This window comes from Rathayibacter sp. Leaf299 (assembly GCF_001423055.1).
Classification (GTDB): domain Bacteria; phylum Actinomycetota; class Actinomycetes; order Actinomycetales; family Microbacteriaceae; genus Rathayibacter; species Rathayibacter caricis.
This window is the reverse complement of the sequence record NZ_LMNT01000002.1, coordinates 588,064-608,375: the sequence shown is the minus strand read 5'-3', so window position 1 is coordinate 608,375 and position 20,312 is coordinate 588,064. Positions and strand designations below refer to the sequence as shown.

Below are 20,312 nucleotides of genomic sequence, written 5' to 3'. Positions count from 1 at the left end.
CGTGCTGAGCACAGGAGCACGCGCATGAGTGTCGGCATCGACGAGCCCGACCGCCGGGGCCGCACCGGCCTCGACCAGGAGGGCTACGACCTCACCGGCAACCCGGACGTGGTGGTGAAGCGGGTCACCCTGCTCTCGAGCCACTGGTACGTGCTGCGCACGACCGAGTTCGAGTACCGCCACCGCGACGGCCGGGTGACCACCGAGCACCGCGAGACGTACGACCGCGGCAACGGGGCGGCCGTGCTGCTCTACGACCTCGAGGCGCGGTCGGTCGTCCTCGTGCGGCAGTTCCGCTACCCCACCTACGTCAACGGCAACCTCGACGGCATGCTGCTCGAGGTGCCCGCCGGGCTGCTCGACGAGGACGGACCCGAGGAGGGCGCGCGCCGCGAGGCCTCGGAGGAGACCGGACTCGAGGTCGGCCGCCTCGAGCACGTCTTCGACTCCTACATGAGCCCCGGCTCGATCACCGAGATGCTGCACTTCTACGCGGGGCGGTACCGCGCAGGCTCCCGCGAGGGCGCCTTCGCGGGCCTCGCCGACGAGGGCGAGGACACCGAGGTCGTCGAGCTGTCGTTCGACGAGGCCCTGACGCAGATCGGCGTGCAGATCGTCGACGCGAAGACGATCATGCTGCTCCAGTGGGCGGCGCTGCGCGGCCCGTTCGCCCGCTGATCGGGCGGTCGGCCGGGAGGTAGCCTCGCGCCCACCGCTCGATCTCGGCGTACGCCCGGGCTCGGATGCGCGGGGCCGACAGCACGACGTCGTGCACCGCGCCGTCGATCCGGGCGATCGTGATCGTCGTTCCGAGCGTGGCGGCCCGCTCGCCGATCGAGCGCACGTCGAGCGCCACGTCGGCCGAGCGCATCTCGTCGCTCCACCACGGCAGCAGCACGCTGCGGGAGGAGAGCAGGGTGAGCACCGGCATCCGCAGGTTCAGGCCCCGCTCGACGCGGCGGTGCCCCGCGAGCACGGCCGTCAACCAGGCCGGGCTGACGGGGAAGCCGCGCTCCGGACGCCAGGCCGGGTCGTACTCCCACTCGCCCTCGAGCGTCGCCGACACCGTGCGCGAGTAGAAGCCCTGGTCGATCACCGGCAGCGTGCCGTGCGGAGCGACGCGGGCGCGCAGCATCATCCACGGCGCGAGCATCTGCCTCCCGACCGCCCGCGCCTGGAACTCGAGCCAGGGGCTGTTGAGCACGAGTGCGGTGAGCTCCTCGGGGTGCCGCGCGGCCCAGAGGCTGAGGGTGAGGCCGCCGGTCGAGTGGCCCATCAGCACGAGTCGCCGGCCGCGGTGACCGTGCTCCCCCATCACCGACCGCGCTGCCGCGATGTCCTCGTCGTAGACCGCGAGATCGGAGGCGAACCCGGGGGTCTGGTGCGGGCGCAGGCTGCGGCCGTACTTGCGCAGATCGAGCGCGAAGAAGCGGGCCCCGAGCCCGTGCCAGAACTCGGCCAGCCCCGTCTGGAAGAAGTAGTCGCTCCAGCCGTGGACGTAGAGCACGTCGATGCCGGACGCCGGCCCCCGCCAGCGCGGCGCGACCGGACGATGGCGCACGAGCGTGGCGACGACCTCTCCCTCGTCGTCCTCGCCCAGCGGGAGCGTCCGCTGCTCGAAGCCGGCGCCGAGGACGTCCGGCCGCCACTCGCCGCTCAGGACGCGTACGCCTTCAGGGCGCGGGCGGTCAGGGTCGACCCGTCGGCGACGAGGGCGCTCGGTGGGCCCTCGAAGACGATCGATCCGCCCTCGTGGCCGGCTCCCGGGCCGACGTCGATGATCCAGTCGGCGTGGGCCATCACCGCCTGGTGGTGCTCGATCACGATCACCGAGCTCCCGGAGTCGACCAGCCGGTCGAGCAGGCCCAGCAGGTTGTCGACGTCGGCGAGGTGGAGCCCGGTGGTCGGCTCGTCGAGGAGGTAGACCGCGCCCTTCGAGGCCATGTTGATCGCGAGCTTCAGCCGCTGCCGCTCCCCGCCCGACAGGGTGTTGAGCGGCTGGCCGAGCGTGAGGTAGCCCAGGCCCACGTCGACCAGTCGGGCGAGGATCGTGTGGGCCGGACCGGAGCCGAAGAACTCCGCCGCCTCGACGATCGGCAGCGACAGCACCTCGTGGATGTTCAGGCCCCGGAGCCGGTACTCGAGCACCTCCGCGGTGAACCGCTTGCCCTCGCACTCCTCGCAGACCGACGAGACCGTGGCGGCCGGGCCCAGCTCGGTGAAGATCAGGCCGGCCCCCTTGCAGACGGGACAGGCTCCGGCGGAGTTGGCGCTGAACAGCGCGGGCTTCACGCCGTTCTCCTTCGCGAACGCGGTGCGGATGGCGTCGAGCACGCCGGTGTAGGTGGCCGGGTTGCTCCTGCGGGAGCCGCGGATCGGCGACTGGTCGGCCACGACCACTCCGGGGCGCTTCGCCAGACTGCCGTGCAGGAGGGACGATTTGCCCGAGCCCGCGACTCCGGTCACGACGGTGAGCACCCCGAGCGGCACGTCGACATCGACCCCGCGGAGGTTGTGGGTCGCGGCACCGCGGATCTCGGCGAACGCCGTCGGGCGGCGCACCGACTCCTTGAGCGGGACGCGGTGGTCGAGGTGCTCGCCGGTGAGGGTGTCGGAGGCGCGCAGACCTTCCACGGAGCCCTCGTAGCGGATCTCGCCGCCGTGCGCGCCGGCCCGCGGCCCGAGATCGACCACGTGGTCAGCGATCAGGATGATCTCGGGCTTGTGCTCGACGACCAGAACGGTGTTGCCCTTGTCGCGGAGGCGCCGGAGCAGCTCGATCATGCGCGAGACGTCGTGCGGGTGCAGGCCCGCGGTCGGCTCGTCGAAGACGTAGGTGATGTCGGTGAGGCTCGAGCCCAGGTGCCGGACCATCTTGACGCGCTGCGCCTCGCCGCCCGAGAGGGTGCCCGACTCGCGGTCGAGCGAGAGGTACCCGAGCCCGACCTGGACGAGCGAGTCGAGCGTGCCGAGCAGGGTCTCGACGATCGGAGCGACCGAGGGGTCGTCGACCCCGCGCAGCCACTCGGCCAGGTCGGTCGCCTGCATCGACGAGCACTCGGCGATGTTCCGGCCGCCGATGCGGGAGGAGAGGGCGGCTCCGGTGAGCCGCGCTCCCCCGCACTCGGGGCAGGCGGCGAAGGTGGCCACCCGCTCGGCGAACGCGCGGATGTGCGCCTGCGGCGACTCCTTCGCGAGGTAGAGCCGGGTGACCTTGACCACGAGGCCCTCGTAGGTCATGTTCATGCCCGCGATCGCCATCTTGGTGGCGGGGCGGTAGAGGAACGCGTCGAGCTGCTCCGGAGTGAACTCGGCGATCGGGACGTCGGCGGGGTACAGGCCCGACTCGGCGAGCCCCTTCCAGTACCAGCCGCCGACGACGAAATTGGGGATCGCATCGAGCGCGCCGCCCTCGAGGGACTTCGAGCGGTCGAAGAGGGCGTCGAGGTCGATGTCGGAGGCGCGGCCCGTGCCCTCGCAGCGCGGGCACATGCCCTCGGGCAGGTTGAAGGAGAACGCGCCGCTCGTGCCGACGTGCGGGTCGCCGATCCGGCTGAAGAGGATCCGCAGCATCGTGTAGGCGTCGGTCGCGGTGCCGACCGTGGAGCGGCCGTTGGCCCCCATCCGCTCCTGGTCGACCACGATCGTGGCCGAGAGCCCGTCGAGCGACTCGACGTCGGGCCGGGCGGGCGAGCCCATGAACTGCTGCAGGAAGGCGGAGTACGTCTCGTTGATCAGCCGCTGCGACTCCGCGGCGATCGTGCCGAAGACGAGCGAGGACTTGCCCGAGCCGGAGACGCCCGTGAAGACCGTGATGCGGCGTTTGGGGATGTCGACGTCGACGCCGCGCAGGTTGTTCTGCCGGGCGCCCCGCACCAGGATCACGTCGTGAGGCCCCGGCTGCGTCGTGCTCGTCATCGTGTCCCCGTCCGTCCCGCCCTCGTGGCTGCCCGCAGTGTACGGGAGCCCTCCGACATGCACGAGGACCCCCCGGCATGCACCGGAGGGTCCTCGTCGGAGCCGGCGGATCGGCCCCGCGACGGGCTCAGTCCGAGACGAGCTCTGCGCGCGAGATCGCGATCATGTCCTCGCGGGGGACGACCTTGACGCGGGCGCGTCCCTCCGGAGCCCCGAGCGCCTGCTCGTGCTCGTCGAGGCGGTGCCAGCCCTCGAGGTCCGTGTACGCGATGCCGCGCTCGTCGAGCAGCCCGACGATGGCCGACTCCTCGGGGTGCGCGGGGGTCCACCACGACGCCTGGTCGCGCAGCACGTGGCCCACGGTCTCCATCGCGTCGGACTTGGTGTGGCCGATCAGGCCGACCGGGCCGCGCTTGATCCAGCCGGTCGCGTAGACGCCGTGGACCTGCTGGTCCTCGTCGTCCAGGACCTGGCCCTCGCGGTTCGGGATCACTCCGCGCATCTCGTCGAACGGCAGGCCGTCGAGCGGGGAGCCGAAGTAGCCGACCGCGCGGTAGACGGCCTGCACCGCGACCTCGCGGATCTCGCCGGTGCCGCGCACGCCGCCCTCGCCGTCGGGCTCCGTGCGCTCGTAGCGGATCGCGGCGACGCGGCCCTGCCCGTCGTCGACGAACTCGAGCGGCTTCGCCCAGAAGTGCAGGTGGAGGCGACGGGAGGCGCTGCCGGTCTCGCGGGTGCGCCACTGGTTCAGGACACGGTTGATGACCATGACCTGCTTGTTGGTCTCGATCGCGGCCTGCGAGGCGGGGTCGAGCACGAAGTCCTCGTCGTGGACGATCATGTCGACGTCGCGCAGCTCGCCGAGCTCGCGCAGCTCGAGCGGAGTGAACTTGACCTGCGCGGGTCCGCGGCGGCCAAAGACGTGCACGTCGGTGACGGGAGAGGCCTTCAGACCCTCGTAGACGTTCGGCGGGACCTCGGTGGGCAGCAGGTCGTCGGCGTGCTTCGCGAGCATCCTCGAGACGTCGAGCGCCACGTTGCCGTTGCCGATCACCGCGACGGAGGAGGCCTCGAGCGGCCAGGTACGCGGCACGTCGGGGTGTCCGTCGAACCAGCTGACGAAGTCGGCCGCTCCGTACGAGCCCTCGAGGTCGACGCCGGGGACGTCGAGCGGGGCGTCGCGGATCGCTCCCGTCGAGAAGATCACGGCGTGGTAGTGACGCTTGAGGTCCTCGAGGGTGAGGTCGGTGCCGAAGTGCACGTTGCCGAAGATCCGGATGTCGCCGCGGTCGAGGACCTCGCGCAGGGCCGTGATGATGCCCTTGATGCGCGGGTGATCGGGCGCGACTCCGTAGCGGACGAGACCGTAGGGAGCCGGCAGCTGCTCGAACAGGTCGATCGAGACGTCGTACTTCTTCTCGGCCTTGATCATGAGGTCGGCGGCGTAGATGCCCGCGGGCCCCGCGCCGACGATGGCCAGCCTGAGCTTGGTCATTGCGTTCCTCCTGCCGGGGCGCCGTGGCGCACGTCCGGTCTCATTTCCTGCGGCGCAGGGCGCGCCGCGACGATCGGGGTCAGCCGTTGCGGTCGACGACCGTGTCCGCGAAGCGCGTGAGCGCCTTGCGGACCGAGCCGTCGGGCAGCGGGGCGAGAGCGGCGACGGCCTCGTCGGCCCAGCGGTGGGCCTCGGCGAGGGTCTGCGCCGTCACATCGTGGTCGCGCAGCTGCGCGATGGCGTCGGAGATGTCGGCGTGCTGCTCGTCGGTGTGCGCGATCTCGTCGTTCGAGCGGCTGACGTAGCTCTCGATCCGGGCGAGGAGCTCGGCGGCACCGCGGTCGGAGGCGGCGCGCTCGCGCAGGCGGAGGATCGGCAGGGTCGAGACGCCGGCGCGGATGTCGGTGCCCGGGTTCTTGCCGGTCTCCTCGGGCTGCGGGGAGAGGTCGATCACGTCGTCGACGATCTGGAACGCGACTCCGATCTTCTCGCCGAAGACGCGCATCGCCTCCTCGTACTCGGCGGGACCCTCGGCGAAGACGACTCCGGTGCGCCCGGCCGCGGCGATCAGCGAGCCGGTCTTGTCGGCGAGCACCGAGAGGTAGTGCTCGACCGGGTCCTCCCCCTCGGTCGGCCCGACGGTCTCGTGCAGCTGACCGAGGACGAGGCGCTCGAACGTGTCGGCCTGGAGGCGGATCGCGCGGTCGCCGAGCTCGATCATGAGCTGGTTGGCGCGGGCGAAGAGCAGATCGCCGGTGAGGATCGCGACGTTGTTGCCCCAGACGGTCTGAGCGGAGGGGACGCCGCGGCGCTTCTCCGCCTCGTCCATGACGTCGTCGTGGTACAGCGACGCGAGATGCGTGATCTCGATGGCCTGGGCGCCCAGCAGCACCTGCGGGGTGTTGCCGCGGCCCAGTTGCGCGGCGAGGAGCGTGAGCATGGGGCGCACGCGCTTGCCCCCGGCCTCGAGGAGGTAGCGCGTCGACACGTCGGCGACCTGGTCGGCGAAGGACAGCTGGTGGACCAGCCCCGTCTCGACCTGCTCGAGCCCCTCGTCGATCGCACGCGCGAGCGAGCGGTCGGATGCGGTCGAGAAGATGCGCTCGGAGAGGCCGAGCTGCGCCGTCAGGGACGGGCTGCGGCGGGCGACGGGCGCAGTGGCGTTCACACTGAAACCCTAACGTCTCGGCCTTCGAGGCCCCCGGGTGTCATGAGGTGGCGACGATCGGCTTGATCCCGCGGTGCAGCGCGACGATGCCGAAGGTGAGGTCCTTGTAGGCGACCCGCTCGAAGCCGGCGGCGCGGAGCCAGGACGCCACGACCTTCTGCTCGGGCCACGCACGGATGGAGTCGCCGAGGTAGTCGTAGGCCGGGTCGTTCGAGGACGCGAGTCCGACGATCGCGGGCATGACCTTCGCGAGGTAGAGGTCGTACGCCGCGGCGAGAGGCTTCAGCGGAGGAGTCGAGAACTCGCAGATCACGACGCGGCCGCCCGGCTTCACGACACGGAAGAACTCGGCGAGCGCGGTGCGCGGCTCGGCGACGTTGCGGAGGCCGAAGGAGATCGTGACGGCGTCGAACGACTCGTCCTCGAAGGGCAGGTCCATGGCGTCGGCCTGCACGAACTCGATCCGGTCGTCGCCCGCCTGACGGGTGCGGCCGACCGCGATCATCCCCGGCGAGAAGTCGGCGGCGACGACGTGCGCGCCCGAGCGGGCGAGCGAGGCGGAGGAGGTGCCGGTACCCGCCGCGACATCGAGGATCCGCTCGCCCGGCGCCGGATTCACGGCGCGGGTCGTGGCGATGCGCCACAGGTGGTCGTTGCCCGCCGAGAGGACCGTGTTGGTCAGGTCGTAGGCGGGTGCCACCGTGTCGAACATGGCGGCGACCTCGTCGGGGCGCTTGGTGAGGTCTGCCTTAGTCACGATCATCGAGTCTAGAGCGGGCGGCGGGGCGGCGGCTGTGCATCCGCCCCCGCCGGAGCGTTCCGGGAGGACGTGCGGGACACCGGAACCGCCCAGCTCCGCCTAGCGGGCGGCTCCGGCGCGGATCACAGTACCGGCGCGGATCCGGCGGGCGAGGGCGAGGCGTGGGACGTCCGCTCCTCTGGCGCTCCTCGCGCTGCCTGCACACCCTCCCGCTCCGAGCGGCCCCGTCCTGCCGCGGGCGTACCCTGGGGGCGTGACGCTCATCGGCGCCGGGGCTCCCCCTCTCCATGTGGAGACGACCCCGCTGGACTCCCCCGCAGCGCTCCCCTCTCTCGCGGACCCGCGGCGTCCCCTCCTCTGGCAGCGCAACGGTGCCGGGCTGGTGGGACTCGGTGAAGCGCTGCGCCTCGAGTTCTCCGGGCCGGACCGTCTGCGCGAGGCGGCCGACGCGTGGAGGGTGCTGTCCGCCTCCGCCGAGGTGGACGACCCGATCGGGCTGCCGGGGACGGGGCTCGTCGCCTTCGGGGCGTTCGCGTTCTCGGGGCGGTCGTCGGCCACCAGCGTGCTGATCGTGCCGCGGACGGTCGTCGGGTCGCGCGGGGGACGCTCCTGGGTCACGACGATCTCCTCGGAGGGCGCTATCGGCTCAGAGCCGACTGCCGCGCGGCCGTTCGGGGACGAGTACCGCGTCTCGCTCGTGCCGGGCGCGATGACACCCGACGGCTACCGCTCGGCGGTGGCATCGGCGGTCGGCAGCATCCGCGCGGGGGCGCTCGAGAAGGTCGTGCTCGCCCGGGACCTCCACGGGCGCCTGCCCCGCGGGGCCGACCTGCGACGGATCCTGGTGGACTTCGCGAGCACCTACCCCGACTGCTGGACCTTCGCCGTCGACGGCTTCGTCGGCGCGAGCCCGGAGACCCTCGTCGGGGTCGATCACGGAGCGATCACTGCGCGGGTCCTCGCCGGGACGAGTGCGCGCGGAACGGATGCGGCAACTGACGCGGCGATCGCGCAGGCGCTCCTGGAGAGCACGAAGGACCGCTCCGAGCACGCCTTCGCGATCGCGAGCTTGCTCAGGGAGCTGCGGCCGCACACGACGTCGCTCAGCACGAGTGGCGAGCCGTTCACGCTAGAACTGCCGAACCTGTGGCACCTGGCCACCGACGTGCGCGGCACGCTCGGCGACGCCTCCACCGCGCTCGACCTGGTCGACGCCCTGCACCCGACGGCCGCCGTCGCCGGCACCCCCACCGGCACCGCGCTCGAGCTGATCGACGCGCTCGAGCCGTTCGACCGTGGCCGCTACGCCGGCCCCGTGGGCTGGATCGACGGTCGCGGCGACGGGGAGTGGGCCGTGGGTCTCCGCAGCGCCCAGATCACCACGGACGGCGAGGTCACAGCGTGGGCCGGCGCCGGCATCGTCGCCGACAGCGACCCCGACGCCGAACTCGCGGAGACGCGGATCAAGTTCCGTCCGGTGCAGGACGCTCTGAGCTGAGCGTCACCGGGTCTCCTCGTCCCGGCACGCGCAGCGGTCACTACTCGCGGAGTGGTGACGGCGGATGGTCCGATCCGAGTCGTGGAACGAGTGCCGCAGCTGTCGCCGACGGCCGCGTCGTGATGCGACGGCCTGTCGGCGTCGTCCAGTCCGCGACCCCGTCGGGATGCAGGACGTACGTCCAGCGGTCCCCGTGTCGGACGTGGTGGTGCGCGACGCAGAGCGAGGCGAGGTTCGAGGGTGTCGTCTCGCCGCCGTTCCGCCACTCAATGGTGTGATCGGCTTCCGCGGCGGTCGCCGACCGGGTGCAGCCCGGGAATCGGCAGGTCCGGTCCCGCAGTCGGACGAGCAGGCGCATCGGCGGAGGCGGCGTGCGGTGCGCTCGCCCGACCGAGACGATCACGCCCGTCCTCGGGTCGGTCCGAACCGGCGTGAATGTCGCGTCCGCTCCGACGAGATCGCGCGCGGCGTCGGCGGGGACGAGCCCGTAGCCGTCCAGATCGACCGCGGCGTCGTCGGTTCCGGAAGCGGTGGCGTCCGACATCATCAGCCTCACCTCGGCGCGGATGCCGGGCGCGAAGGTCGTGGAGAGCTCGTCGGACGGAACCGTACCGGCCACCTCGCCGTGGCACAGCAGGTCGCCGAGAGCATCGGCTCGCAGCTGCGCGAGAGTGCGCAGGTCCTCGTCGCAGCGGAGCTCGCGGGCGATCCTGTCGAGGCGTGTCAGGGCGCCGACCGCGATCGGCGCCGGCAGGCGGGCGCAGACCGTCGCCATCCCGTCATCGTCGGTCGTGATCCACACCGACCTGTCCGCTCGAGCGCGTGCGTGCCGCTCGGCGAGAGGCTGTTCGTGCAGCTCCTCCCGCAGCAGCGCGAGCGCGCGCCTCAGCTGCGTCGGGGTCATCGCGACGGCGAGCTCGGCCGCCCGGACGTCGAACTCGGCCCGCGAGGAAACCGGGAGGGTCGCCGCGACGGAGCAGACGATCCCGCCCGCTTCCCATCGCATCCGCGCCTCGGCCAGAGCAGCACGGGTCCGCGGAAGCTCTTCGACCAGCAGCCGCGCGTGCTCGATCTCTCGAGCGGCGACCCTCTCGGACACCTGCAGCACCACGGCGAACTCGGCTCGGATGGATCGCTCCACCAGGCCGTGCGACTCGCTCCGCCCGCGTGCGAACCATTCCGGGCAGGCGAGAGCCGCCACGTAGCCGGCGTGCAGCGCTTCGGCGGCCGCGAGCAGGACCGGCGCGGCACTGAGCGCCAGCTCGGCCGCACGGTCGCCGTGCGCCCGAACCTCCCGCAGCGCCGCCTCCGCTGCTCCTGTTCCTGCCATGCGCCGAGTCAAGCCGGGTCCGCCGCGACCCGTTCCGCCCGGTCACGGATCAGTGGAAGCACGCCGTACCGTCCCCTTGGGGAGGAGCGACGCCATCGTCCCGATCGACCGCGCTCTCAGCGCCCCAGCGGGATCTCCACGATCCCCGGCCCGTCGCCCGGCGCCGTCAGCGCCTGCTCCAGCTCACCGCGGGTCGAGACCCGCGAGTACGCCCATCCGTACGCCCGCGCCAGCGCTTCGAGATCGACGGACTGCGGAGTGAACTGCACCCGGTCGAACGCGTCGGGCGCCGAGCTCGACGCGACCTCCAGGCCGTCGAAGATCGTGCCTCCCCCGTCGTTCACCACGACGAGCTGCACGCGCGGCCGCCGCTCGCCGGGGGCGAGCATCAGCCCGCCCGCCTCGTGCAGCAGCGTGAGATCGCCGAGGACGACTCGCGTCACTCCGGCGGCTCCCCGCTCGCCCGCCTGCGAGGCGACGGCGATGCCGAGTGCGGTCGAGACGGTCCCGTCGATCCCCGCGAGGCCGCGGTTGGAGTGCACGGTGATCTTCTTCCCCGGCAGCGACCCGTCGGCCACGCGGATGAGGCGCGAAGCCCCGAAGAGCAGGCGGTCGTGCGGCCAGGTCACGCGCCAGACCGCTGACACCACGAATTCGCGGGTCAGCGGCGCGCGCACGGCGGCGAGGGCGTTGCGGGCGAAGCCGCGGCGGTCCTCCAGCGACATCGTGCCACCGTCGGCGACCTCGGGCAGGGCGTCGGGGTCGACGACGAGCGCGCGGCTGCGGAACACCCACGACCCGGCCCAGGCCCGCTCGGCGCGATCGGGGCGCGGCGAGTCGGAGGGGCGCACCACCTCGATCCCGGCGACCCGGCGCGCACGGCGACCCGGGTTGTAGAACTGCGGGCGGCGGCGGTCGACGACGATCACCTCGACGTCGTCCCGGCGCAGGAGCTCCGGCATCTCGCGCGAGAGCGTCGGGTGGCCGAACACGATTGCGCGGCGCACGCGTCCGCCGAAGTCGGCCTCGCCCAGCAGCCGGCGCCAGGCGACGACGAGCTGCGGTCCGAAACGGGCGCCGGAGGAGACCTCGGCGAGCAGCGGCCAGTCGCCCGCGCGCGCGACGGCCTCCGCGACGTCGCCCGCCTTGTCCCCGGCGATGACGACGGTCAGCGGCTCGCCGGGTCCTGCGGCGACCCGCTCGACCTCCTCCGAGGGTCCGGCGGCGAGCGGCTCGGCGGCCTGCAGGATCTCGAACTCCGGAAGGCTCGAGGACAGCGGATCGCGGAACGCGAGGTTGAGGTGCACGGGCCCGCCCGGATGCAGCGCCGCCGAGAAGGCGCGGTCGGCGAGCGCCGCGGTCTCCTCCGGAGCCGAGTCGGGCCCGGGCGCGGCGACGTCCTCGAACAGCCGCACGGCGCGGCCGTACAGCTCGCGCTGCTCCGTCGTCTGATTCGAGCGGATGCCGCGCAGTTCGTCCGGCCGGTCGGCGGTGAGCACGATCAGCGGCACGTCCGAGGCGTCGGCCTCGAGCACGGCGGGGTGAAGGTTCGCGGTCGCGGTCCCGGAGGTGGTGATCACCACGGCGGGCAGCCCCGTCTCGAGCGCGAGCCCGAGGGCGAGGAATCCGGCCGAGCGCTCGTCGATGCGCACGTGCAGGCGGATCGCTCCGCGGGTCTCGAGCTCGGCCGCGACGAGTGCCAGGGCCTGCGACCGCGATCCGGGAGCGACGACGACGTCGCGGACGCCGAGCGCGACGAAGCGGGTGAGGAGGTCGACCGCGGAACGGGTGGAGGGCGCGACCGGAGAGTGCTCAGGCATCCCGTCGGCCGGGGCCGTCGGACTTGTCGGGGTCGTCGAGATCGGCCAGGTCTCGCTCGAGCTGGGCGATGCGCTCGGCCTGCTCGCGCTCCTTCTCGGGATCGCGCTCCTGGCGGATCGTGCCGAGGAAGTCGGGGTCATCGTCGGGAGCCGTGAAGCGCCGGCCCGCCGAGCGGTCCTTGCGCGGTCGGCCGATCCAGAACCACAGGCCCGCGCCGATCAGCGGCAGCAGGAGGACGACCAGGACCCAGGACCACTTCGGGATCGCGCGCACCGCGTGCCGGTTGCTCATCGCGACGTCGATCACGGTGTAGACCGTGAAGACGGCGAGGGCCACGAGCAGGCCGATGAAGAGGCGGATCACGGAATTCAGTCTACGTCCGCACGCTGTTCGCCGACCGGGCGCTCGGAGGCTGGACAGGAGCCTCCCGGGGTGCTCACGGACGGGTGTGCAGCGGTCCTCGCGCAGGGGCCCGACGTACACTGTCCCGGTGAAACTCAGCCGCGCCGTCGTCGTCTACTCGCTCCTGCGTCTGGCGATGTTCGCCGGTGTCTTCGTGCTGGTGTACCTGCCGGCGCGCACGTTCCTCGACTCCGATCTCACCGCCGCGGTGACGGCGGGAGTGATCGCCGCCGTCGCGAGCATGTCGCTGTCGTACATCGTGCTGCGCAAGCCCCGCGAGACCATCGCGCAGGCGATCTACGAGCGTCGCAAGGACGTGCCGCGCGCGCCGACCGACGACGACATCGAGGACGCCGCCGTCGACCGCTCGCGCGAGGAGCGCTAGAAGCGACGAACGCCGGCGCAGCGCCTCAGAACGCGAGCGCCGCCGCCAGGATCGCCGCGTACGCGAGCCCGCCCAGGCTCGTCAGCTGCAGCGCCAGGATCAGCTCCTTCGCCGTGCGCGCCGTCAGGGTGATGAGGATCGCCGGCAGGATCGCGAGCAGCACGAACAGCGTGAGCCACGCGAGCGGGTAGAACAGCGCCAGGATCACCGAGATGCCGAACGGCACCAGCACGAACGCGCTGTAGAGCGCGCGGGCCACGGTCGGTCCGACGATCACGGCGAGCGTGCGCTTGCCCGAGGCGCGGTCGGTGGGGATGTCGCGGATGTTGTTGACCATCAGGACCGCGCAGGCGAAGAGGCCGGCGGCGACCGCTCCGAGCCACGACTCCTGGTTGGTGCGGCCGATCTGCACGAAGGTGGTGCCGACGGTGGCCACCAGGCCGAAGAAGACGAAGACGAAGACGTCGCCGAGTCCGAGGTAGCCGTAGGGGCGGCGTCCGCCGGTGTAGAACCAGCCGGCGGCGATCGCGGCGGCGCCGACGAGCAGGAACCACCAGTGGCCCGAGAGCACGGTCAGCACGAGGCCCGCGAGGGCGGCGAGGCCGAAGAAGACGAGTGCGACCGTCAGCACGTGCTTCGGCTTCGCGGCTCCGGACCCGGTGAGGCGCGAGGGGCCGACGCGGTTCGCATCGGTGCCGCGCACGCCGTCGGAGTAGTCGTTCGCGTAGTTCACGCCGATCTGCAGGGCGAGCGAGACGGCGAGGCAGAGCAGGGCGCGCACCCAGTGCCAGCCCTCGTCGGTGACCTGCGTGGCTCCGGTGCCGATGAGCACGGGAGCGATCGCGAGCGGCAGGGTGCGCAGGCGCGCTCCGGAGATCCACTCGCGCGCGCCGGCCGGCGCCACCTGCACCTTCTGCGGGTTGCCGCCCGGACGGCCGCTCCGGGGCTTCGCCTGCGGCTTCTTCTTGCGACTCGTACTCGACACGGAGGGAATCCTACCGAGACGCCTCAGTCCGCGGTCGCGGCGAGGCCCTCCAGCGCACGGCGGTCCGGCTTGCCGGAGGCGAGCAGCGGCACGGCCTCCACGCGCACGATCGCGACGGGCCGAGCGACCCGGCCGAGAGCCTCCTGCACGACCGCCCTGACCTCGGCGAGCACGGGGACGGGAGCCGCGGCGGTCACGACGACCGGCACCTCGCCCCACTCGGCGTCGGCCCGACGCACGACGACCGCGTCGGGGACGGGGCCGTCGCGCAGCACCTTCTCGACCGCGTCGAGCGAGACCTTCTCGCCGCCCGAGACGATCACGCGGTCGAGACGGCCGGTGACGTGGAGTCGACCGTCGACCAGCTCGCCCGCGTCGCCCGTCCGGTACCAGCGCTCCCCCGCGACGCTGCTGAAGGCGGAGGTGGTGCGGTCGACGTCGAACCCGCCGTCGGCGTCGAGGTAGCCCTCGGCGAGGGTCGGGCCGCCGAGCAGCACCTGGCCGTCGTCGATCCGGACGCGCACGTCGCGCAGCGGTGCTCCGTCGTAGACGCAGCCGCCCGCGGTCTCGCTCGATCCGTAGGTCAGGCGGACCTGCACGCCCAGCGCGGCGGCACGCTCGCGCAGAGGTCGCGGCGCCGCCTGTCCGCCGATCAGCAGCGCGTCGAAGGAGCGGAGGGTCGCGGCCTCGGCCGGATCCGCCTCCGCTGCGTCGAGCAGCCGCGCGAGCTGCACGGGCACGAGGGAGGAGTACCGGCGCTCACCCGCCGGCATCGTCCGGGCGAGCGCCAGGAACGCGAGCGGATCGAAGTGCCCGTCCGGCAGCACGACGGGATCGGCGTCGGCGGTGATCGAGCGCACGAGCACCTGCACGCCGGCGATGTAGTGCGTGGGCAGGCACAGCAGCCAGCGGCCCGGGCCGCCGAACTCGGCGAGGGTGGCGGCGGCGCTGGTCAGCAGCGCCCCGGTCGCGAGGGCGACGCGCTTGGGCGGACCGGAGGAGCCGGAGGTCTCGACCACGACGGCCACGCGCTGCGGGACCACCGCGGCGACAGCTCCGGACGCTCCGGGCGCGGCGACGCGGATCGCCGGGCCGCTGCCGTCGAGGGCGGCGCGCAGGGCGATCAGCACCCGCTCCGGAGCGGAGTCGACCGCGATCAGCTCCCGGGTCATGCGCTCAGAACTGCCACGGGAACGGCGACCAGTCGGGATCGCGCTTCTCGAGGAAGGAGTCGCGGCCCTCGACGGCCTCATCGGTGCCGTAGGCGAGACGCGTGGTCTCGCCGGCGAACAGCTGCTGGCCGACGAGTCCGTCGTCGACCGCGTTGAAGGCGTACTTGAGCATGCGGATGGCGGTGGGCGACTTGGTCAGGATCGTCTCGGCCCACTCCAGCGCCGTCGTCTCGAGCTCGGCGTGCGGCACGACCGCGTTCACCGCGCCCATCTCGTAGGCGCGCTGCGCCGAGTACTCGCGGGCGAGGAAGAACACCTCTCGAGCGGCCTTCTGCCCGATCTGGCGGGCGAAGTACGCCGAGCCGTAGCCGGCGTCGAACGACCCGACGTCGGCGTCCGTCTGCTTGAAGCGGCCGTGCTCAGCCGACGCGATCGTGAGGTCGCAGACCACGTGCAAGGAGTGGCCGCCGCCCGCCGCCCAGCCGGGGACCGCCGCGAGGACGACTTTGGGCATGAAACGGATGAGGCGCTGCACCTCGAGGATGTGCAGGCGGCCCGAGCGCGCCGCGTCGATCCCCTCGGCCGTCTCGCCGTCGGAGTAGCGGTAGCCGTCGCGCCCCCGGATGCGCTGGTCGCCGCCGGAGCAGAACGCCCAGCCGCCGTCCTTCGGGCTCGGGCCGTTGCCGGTGAGGATCACGACGCCGATGCGCGGATTGATCCGCGCATCCTCGAGGGCGTTGTAGAGCTCGTCGACCGTGCGCGGCCGGAACGCGTTGCGCACCTCCGGGCGGTCGAAGGCGACGCGGGCGATGCGCCCGGTGCGGTCGTGGTGGTAGGTGACGTCCTCGAGAGCGTCGAAGCCGCGCACCGGCTCCCACCGGCTCGCGTCGAACAGCTCGGAAACCTGCGTGCTCATGCCCTCGACCCTACTGTCGCGGGCGGGGCGGACGCCCGGGGCCCGGAGGACGCGGATCCTGAGACGCGCGCTCCTCGATCAGCACCCTTGCTGGTCGAGTAGCCGCCGCAGGCGGCGTATCGAGACCCGCCAGCCCGGCCGCACGTGAAGAGGGACCCCGCGATGCGCGGGGTCCCTCTGTCGTCAGTGCTGCGGAGTGCTACTTCGCGGTGGAGGTGCGGCGGTTCTCGGCCGACACCATCCAGGCGAACTGCTCCAGGCTCTGGATGATCGCGTGCAGGAGGTCCGCGCTGGTCGGGTCCTCCTCGTCCACCTGGTCGTGCACCTCGCGCATGGTGGCGGCGGTGTTCTCGAGGCGGATGGTGACGAGGTCGACCGTCTCGGCGGTGTCGATCTCGCCGTGCGGGTACTCGGGCAGCGTGGTGGTCGCCGCGACGGTGTCGCTGCGGCCGTCCGGGATCCCGTGCAGCGCGCGCATGCGCTCGGCGATGTCGTCGCTGAACTCGCGCGCGGCCTCGATGATCTCGTCGAGCTGCAGGTGCAGGTCGCGGAAGTTCTTGCCGACGACGTTCCAGTGCGCCTGCTTGCCCTGCACGTGGAGCTCGATCAGGTCGACGAGGACGATCTGGAGGCTGTCGAGCAGCTCCTTCGAGGCCTTGAAGCCCTTCTCGGCGTTCTGACGACGGCTGGTCTTGGCTCCGGAGCCGGCGGGGGCTTCGACGTGGCGTTCGAGGGTGGTGGTCATGGACCATTCCTTTCTCTTGACGGTGTCGGGGTGATCCCCTCCATCGAGTGTGACTGCTGTGGCTGGACGGTGCCCGGACGGGGGCCGGGAGCGAAGGGGGGTTGACTCCGGGCGCGCAGGACGGCTCAGATCGTGGCGACGGATCCGGAGTCGACGCGGTAGTTCGACCCGTTCACGAACGAGGCGCGGTCGGAGCAGAGGAACGCGATCACGGAGGCGACCTCGTCGGTCTCGCCGCGGCGCTTGAGCTCCATGTACGGCCGCTCCTCCTCGAGGAACGACGAGATCGCCTCGTCGGTCGACGTGCCGCGCTGCTCCGCGCGCTTCTGCATCATGGCGTCGGTCATGGGGCTCCGGATGAACGCAGGCGAGACCGCGTTCACGAGCAGACCCTCGAGGGCGTACGAGCGCGAGAGGCCCTTGGCGAGGGCGAGCACGCCGGCCTTCGCGGCGCAGTACGGCAGCTCGTCGTCGTAGGGCTGCACCGCGTCCTCGGAGGCGACGAGCACGAGGCGCCCCCATCCTCCGTGACGCAGGTCGGGGAGGAACTCGCGCACCAGCCGGACCGGCCCGAGCAGGTCGGTCTCGAGCGTGCTGGTCCAGCCCTCGTCGTCGATCTCGTGGAAGAGACCCTGGGCGCCGGTCACTCCGGCGCTCTGCACGAGGATGTCGATCTCTCCGACGGCCTCGGCGACCTGCGCGTGGAGAGCGGCGAGCTCCTCGACGCTCGTGACGTCGGCGGCGAAGGCGTGCAGGCGTCCCTCCGGTGCGTCGAGCCCTGCGGCTGCGGCGTCGAGCTTCTCCTGGTCGCGGTCCGAGATCACGACGGTCGCCCCCTCCGCGAGGAGGAGCGTCGCGGTGGCGAGTCCGATGCCGGAGTCCGCTCCGGTGACGAGGGCGGTGCGTCCGGTGATTCCTAAGTCCATGCCTCCGGTCTACGCTCCCCCGCCCGAGCCGCTCAACGACTTGCGCCGAACACCTCCACGGGTCTACCGCGCGTGGGGGTGTCGATCGCGAAGACGCCGCCCGAGAGCGGGGAGTCGACGAGCTGCTGCTCCTCGAGCTTCTCGCGCGCGGTGCCGACGAACAGCGTCGAGAGGTCTGCGCCGCCGAAGCCCAGCCCGGTCACGTTCGGCGCGGGGATCGCGATCTCGTCGAGGAGCTCCCCCTCGGGGCTCCAGCGCAGCACGGCGCTCTCGCCGTTCGCGCCGGTCCAGAAGCAGCCGTCGACGTCGAGGGCGAGTCCGTCGAACGAGCGGCCGACGAGGAACGGCTCGGGTTCGCCGAGCTCGTCGCCGTAAGAGCAGCGGAAGACGGTCGAGACGCTCGTGTCGGTGAAGTAGAAGGTCGCGCCGTCGTCGGACCACTCGAACCCGTTCGCCACTCCGAAGCCGCCGAGCAGCGTCTCCAAGCGCCCGGAGGCGTCGATCCGGTAGAGCGCGCCGTCCTGCTCCTCGGTGGTGAGGTTCATCGATCCCGCGACGAAGCGCCCGGAGGGATCGCACTTGCCCTCGTTCATCCGGAGGCCGGCGTGCAGGTGCTCGATCGGAGCGAGCTCGCGCTCGATCGCGAAGGCGTCGTCGAGCAGCACGATCCGGTCGCCCAGGGCCGCGACGAAGCCGCCCCCGCGCGCCGGCTGGAAGGATCCCAGCGGTGCCTCCACGGCCACGACCAGGTCGTCGGAGCCGTCGACCGCCCCGTCGATCGCGCTCGCGTGGATCGTGCCGGTCGAGATGTCGCACCACAGCAGGCGGCCGTCGAGCCAGAACGGGCTCTCGACCAGGATCGCCCTCGTGTCGCGGAACAGACGCGCAGTCAGCTCGCTCATGAACTCCTCCTCTTGCCGCTCCCGGGCTTCCTGGCTCCGGGCTTCCTCGACCCGACCTTCTCGGGCGCGAGCTCCTCGATCGTGATCGCCGCGTTGACGAGCGCCAGGTGGCTGAGTCCCTGCGGGAGGTTGCCCCAGAAGGCCAGGTCGTCGGTCGCGACCATCTCGGACATGATGCCGACGTCGTTGGGCATGGTGGCGACCAGCTCGTCCATCAGCGCGATCGCCTCGTCGTGCCGCCCGACGCAGGCGAGCGCCGAGGCCAGCCAGAACGAGCAGGCGACGAACGGATGCTCCTCGCCCTCCATCCCGGAGTAGCGGAACATCAGCGCGCCGCGGCCGAGCTCGCCCACCAGGGCGTCGATCGTCGAGATCATCCGCTCGCCGCGCTCGTACCCGCTCGGAGCGTGCAGCAGCACCGAGGCGTCGAGCTCCGAGGAGCCCGGGTACATCACGTACGAACCGAGCTCGTCGGACCAGCAGCGCTCCTCGATCCACTCGCGCAGGCGGTCGCGCTCGAAGCGCCAGCGGTCGGGGCTGCCCGGGATCTGGCCGAGCTCGGCGAGGTGGACGGCGGCGTCGAGTGCCTGCCAGCAGCCCATCTTGGAGGACGTGTAGTGCTGCTCCTCCTTGAGCTCCCACATGCCCGCGTCGCGGTTGCGCCAGAGGTCGCAGGTGGTGTCGGCGACGCGCGAGAGCAGGCGGCCGGTCTGGATGTCGAGCACGTTGCCCGAGTCGACGTAGATGCGGCAGATGTCGAAGAGGTCGCCGAAGACGCCGAGCTGCAGCTGGTTCTGCGCGCCGTTGCCCGAGACGACCGGTCCGATGCCGGCCCAGCCGGGCACGTCGTACTCCGTCACTCCGGAGGGCAGGGACCCGTCGAGGCCGTAGAAGATGTGCAGGTCGGGGCCGTGCTCCTTGATCGTGCGCAGGAGCCACGACAGCGCCGCGTGCGTCTCCTCCCGCAGTCCGAAGCGGACGAGCGCGTGCGCGGTGTAGGCGGCGTCGCGCACCCAGGCGAAGCGGTAGTCCCAGTTCTTGCCGCCGTTCGGCGACTCGGGGAGCGAGGTCGTCGCCGCCGCGGCGATGGCACCGGTGGGCGAGTAGATCAGGAGCTTCAGCGCGAGGGCGCTGCGCTGCACGGCGTCGGCCCACGGGCCGTCGTAGGAGAACTCCTCCGACCAGGCGCGCCAGCTGCGGATCGTCCGGTCGATGCCCCGGTCGACGTTGTGCGCGTCGGGGAAGTGCAGCGGCTCGTCATGGGTGGCCGAGACCACGAGGACGTGGCGGCTGGGCTTCTTCCCGCCCGAGACGGTGAAGGACCCGGTGAGCTCGTCGCCCGCTCCGGAGGGGGCGTCGTCGCCGTCCGGTCCGTGCTCCTGACCGGTGACGCCGATCGTGACGTCGCCCGCGCGGATGAGGGAGCGGCCGTCGGCGTTCTGGATCCACGGCGAGACCGTGCCGAGGCCGGTGCCGGGACGGACGGCCCAGTGCATCCGCACCTCGCCCGTCACGCCGTCGACCCGGCGGGCGAGCTCGGCCCACGGGAGGCGGCCCGCGATGCCGGTCACGAGGGCGTCGGTGACCGTGACCGAGCCCTTCTCGGTCGTGAAGGTGGTCTCGAGGACGTTCGTGTCCTGCAGGTAGCGGCGGGTGACCTCCGCGGGATCCTCGGGCCGCAGCTCGACGCAGCCGCCGGACTCCGGGTCGATCAGCGCGGCGAACGCGGGGGTCGAGCCGAGGTCGGGCACCGGCAGCCAGTCGACGCTGCCGTCGCGCGCGATCAGGGCGACCGTCCTCCCGTCACCGATCGCCGCGTAGTCGCGCAGGGGTCTGGTCGCTCGGGGTTCCGCCATGCCCTCACGCTAGGCGGCACGCCTGCGGCGGAC

Annotated in this window: 18 protein-coding genes; 3 read left to right on the top strand and 15 right to left on the bottom strand. The window is 72.1% G+C overall.

Annotation, left to right across the window (positions count from 1 at the left end):
- The first annotated feature begins 24 nt into the window (after positions 1 to 24).
- A complete protein-coding gene (locus tag ASF48_RS10050; protein ID WP_055790524.1) occupies positions 25 to 678 on the top strand; it encodes an NUDIX domain-containing protein in 654 nt (217 codons plus the stop codon).
- On the opposite strand, the gene ASF48_RS10045 is transcribed toward ASF48_RS10050, so the two are convergent.
- The 5 genes from ASF48_RS10045 to ubiE form a co-directional block, all read right to left on the bottom strand.
- A complete protein-coding gene (locus ASF48_RS10045) occupies positions 632 to 1,561 on the bottom strand; it encodes an alpha/beta hydrolase (protein WP_308197598.1) in 930 nt (309 codons plus the stop codon). The two genes, ASF48_RS10050 and ASF48_RS10045, sit on opposite strands and share 47 nt — an antisense overlap.
- Before the next feature lie 95 nt (positions 1,562 to 1,656).
- Positions 1,657 to 3,918, bottom strand: coding sequence for an ATP-binding cassette domain-containing protein (locus tag ASF48_RS10040; RefSeq protein ID WP_055790521.1), 2,262 nt, complete (start codon positions 3,916 to 3,918; stop codon positions 1,657 to 1,659).
- Positions 3,919 to 4,045: 127 nt separating this feature from the next.
- Positions 4,046 to 5,413 carry an FAD-dependent oxidoreductase gene (locus tag ASF48_RS10035; protein WP_055790517.1) on the bottom strand — a complete coding sequence of 456 codons (1,368 nt, stop codon included), beginning with the start codon at positions 5,411 to 5,413 and terminating at the stop codon, positions 4,046 to 4,048.
- Between the two features lie 79 nt (positions 5,414 to 5,492).
- The gene (locus ASF48_RS10030; RefSeq protein ID WP_055790515.1) at positions 5,493 to 6,581 is read right to left on the bottom strand and encodes a polyprenyl synthetase family protein; all 1,089 of its coding nucleotides are present in this window, start codon (positions 6,579 to 6,581) and stop codon (positions 5,493 to 5,495) included.
- A 40-nt stretch (positions 6,582 to 6,621) separates the two neighbouring features.
- Positions 6,622 to 7,338 carry a bifunctional demethylmenaquinone methyltransferase/2-methoxy-6-polyprenyl-1,4-benzoquinol methylase UbiE gene (gene ubiE / locus ASF48_RS10025; protein WP_372488161.1) on the bottom strand — a complete coding sequence of 239 codons (717 nt, stop codon included), beginning with the start codon at positions 7,336 to 7,338 and terminating at the stop codon, positions 6,622 to 6,624.
- 256 nt (positions 7,339 to 7,594) lie between these two features.
- Between ubiE and ASF48_RS10020 the strand changes: the two genes are divergently transcribed.
- Positions 7,595 to 8,839: an isochorismate synthase gene (locus ASF48_RS10020; RefSeq protein ID WP_230673410.1), complete on the top strand. Its 1,245-nt coding sequence runs from the start codon at positions 7,595 to 7,597 to the stop codon at positions 8,837 to 8,839.
- 40 nt (positions 8,840 to 8,879) lie between these two features.
- On the opposite strand, the gene ASF48_RS10015 is transcribed toward ASF48_RS10020, so the two are convergent.
- The 3 genes from ASF48_RS10015 to ASF48_RS10005 all read right to left on the bottom strand — a co-directional run bounded on the left by ASF48_RS10015 (position 8,880) and on the right by ASF48_RS10005 (position 12,353).
- Positions 8,880 to 10,169, bottom strand: a complete 1,290-nt coding sequence (locus tag ASF48_RS10015; protein ID WP_055790509.1) for an HNH endonuclease signature motif containing protein — start codon at positions 10,167 to 10,169, stop codon at positions 8,880 to 8,882.
- A 116-nt stretch (positions 10,170 to 10,285) separates the two neighbouring features.
- Positions 10,286 to 11,989 (bottom strand): 2-succinyl-5-enolpyruvyl-6-hydroxy-3-cyclohexene-1-carboxylic-acid synthase, encoded by a 1,704-nt coding sequence (gene menD, locus ASF48_RS10010; protein ID WP_055790506.1) that lies wholly within the window; start codon positions 11,987 to 11,989, stop codon positions 10,286 to 10,288.
- Positions 11,982 to 12,353 (bottom strand): PLDc N-terminal domain-containing protein, encoded by a 372-nt coding sequence (locus tag ASF48_RS10005; protein WP_055790503.1) that lies wholly within the window; start codon positions 12,351 to 12,353, stop codon positions 11,982 to 11,984. The genes menD and ASF48_RS10005 overlap by 8 nt, the downstream gene beginning before the upstream one ends.
- A gap of 127 nt (positions 12,354 to 12,480) precedes the next feature.
- Here ASF48_RS10005 and ASF48_RS10000 point away from each other — a divergent pair, with 127 nt between their 5' ends.
- The gene (locus ASF48_RS10000) at positions 12,481 to 12,777 is read left to right on the top strand and encodes a DUF4229 domain-containing protein (RefSeq protein ID WP_055790499.1); all 297 of its coding nucleotides are present in this window, start codon (positions 12,481 to 12,483) and stop codon (positions 12,775 to 12,777) included.
- Positions 12,778 to 12,802: 25 nt separating this feature from the next.
- Here the strand turns inward: ASF48_RS10000 and ASF48_RS09995 are convergent, their stop codons facing one another.
- The 7 genes from ASF48_RS09995 to ASF48_RS09965 form a co-directional block, all read right to left on the bottom strand.
- On the bottom strand, positions 12,803 to 13,762 hold the full coding sequence (locus ASF48_RS09995; RefSeq protein ID WP_055790495.1) for a 1,4-dihydroxy-2-naphthoate polyprenyltransferase: 960 nt from the start codon (positions 13,760 to 13,762) through the stop codon (positions 12,803 to 12,805).
- Positions 13,763 to 13,785: 23 nt separating this feature from the next.
- The gene (locus ASF48_RS09990; RefSeq protein WP_055790493.1) at positions 13,786 to 14,934 is read right to left on the bottom strand and encodes an AMP-binding protein; all 1,149 of its coding nucleotides are present in this window, start codon (positions 14,932 to 14,934) and stop codon (positions 13,786 to 13,788) included.
- 4 nt (positions 14,935 to 14,938) lie between these two features.
- Positions 14,939 to 15,850 carry a 1,4-dihydroxy-2-naphthoyl-CoA synthase gene (locus ASF48_RS09985; RefSeq protein ID WP_055790490.1) on the bottom strand — a complete coding sequence of 304 codons (912 nt, stop codon included), beginning with the start codon at positions 15,848 to 15,850 and terminating at the stop codon, positions 14,939 to 14,941.
- A gap of 199 nt (positions 15,851 to 16,049) precedes the next feature.
- On the bottom strand, positions 16,050 to 16,595 hold the full coding sequence (locus tag ASF48_RS09980) for a Dps family protein (protein ID WP_055790487.1): 546 nt from the start codon (positions 16,593 to 16,595) through the stop codon (positions 16,050 to 16,052).
- Positions 16,596 to 16,720: 125 nt separating this feature from the next.
- Entirely contained in the window at positions 16,721 to 17,521 is an 801-nt protein-coding gene (locus ASF48_RS09975; protein ID WP_055790485.1) for an SDR family NAD(P)-dependent oxidoreductase, read from the bottom strand.
- Between the two features lie 32 nt (positions 17,522 to 17,553).
- The gene (locus ASF48_RS09970; RefSeq protein ID WP_055790482.1) at positions 17,554 to 18,423 is read right to left on the bottom strand and encodes an SMP-30/gluconolactonase/LRE family protein; all 870 of its coding nucleotides are present in this window, start codon (positions 18,421 to 18,423) and stop codon (positions 17,554 to 17,556) included.
- A complete protein-coding gene (locus ASF48_RS09965) occupies positions 18,420 to 20,279 on the bottom strand; it encodes a glycoside hydrolase family 15 protein (RefSeq protein WP_055790479.1) in 1,860 nt (619 codons plus the stop codon). The genes ASF48_RS09970 and ASF48_RS09965 overlap by 4 nt, the downstream gene beginning before the upstream one ends.
- Between the last annotated feature and the right edge of the window lie 33 nt (positions 20,280 to 20,312).

Coding starts and splice junctions, on each gene's coding strand:
- ASF48_RS10050 (WP_055790524.1), top strand. CDS start 25: ATGAGTGTCGGCATCGACGAGCCCGACCGCCGGGGCCGCACCGGCCTC.
- ASF48_RS10040 (WP_055790521.1), bottom strand. CDS start 3,918: ATGACGAGCACGACGCAGCCGGGGCCTCACGACGTGATCCTGGTGCGG.
- ASF48_RS10035 (WP_055790517.1), bottom strand. CDS start 5,413: ATGACCAAGCTCAGGCTGGCCATCGTCGGCGCGGGGCCCGCGGGCATC.
- ASF48_RS10015 (WP_055790509.1), bottom strand. CDS start 10,169: ATGGCAGGAACAGGAGCAGCGGAGGCGGCGCTGCGGGAGGTTCGGGCG.
- menD (WP_055790506.1), bottom strand. CDS start 11,989: ATGCCTGAGCACTCTCCGGTCGCGCCCTCCACCCGTTCCGCGGTCGAC.
- ASF48_RS09990 (WP_055790493.1), bottom strand. CDS start 14,934: ATGACCCGGGAGCTGATCGCGGTCGACTCCGCTCCGGAGCGGGTGCTG.
- ASF48_RS09985 (WP_055790490.1), bottom strand. CDS start 15,850: ATGAGCACGCAGGTTTCCGAGCTGTTCGACGCGAGCCGGTGGGAGCCG.
- ASF48_RS09980 (WP_055790487.1), bottom strand. CDS start 16,595: ATGACCACCACCCTCGAACGCCACGTCGAAGCCCCCGCCGGCTCCGGA.
- ASF48_RS09975 (WP_055790485.1), bottom strand. CDS start 17,521: ATGGACTTAGGAATCACCGGACGCACCGCCCTCGTCACCGGAGCGGAC.
- ASF48_RS09970 (WP_055790482.1), bottom strand. CDS start 18,423: ATGAGCGAGCTGACTGCGCGTCTGTTCCGCGACACGAGGGCGATCCTG.
- ASF48_RS09965 (WP_055790479.1), bottom strand. CDS start 20,279: ATGGCGGAACCCCGAGCGACCAGACCCCTGCGCGACTACGCGGCGATC.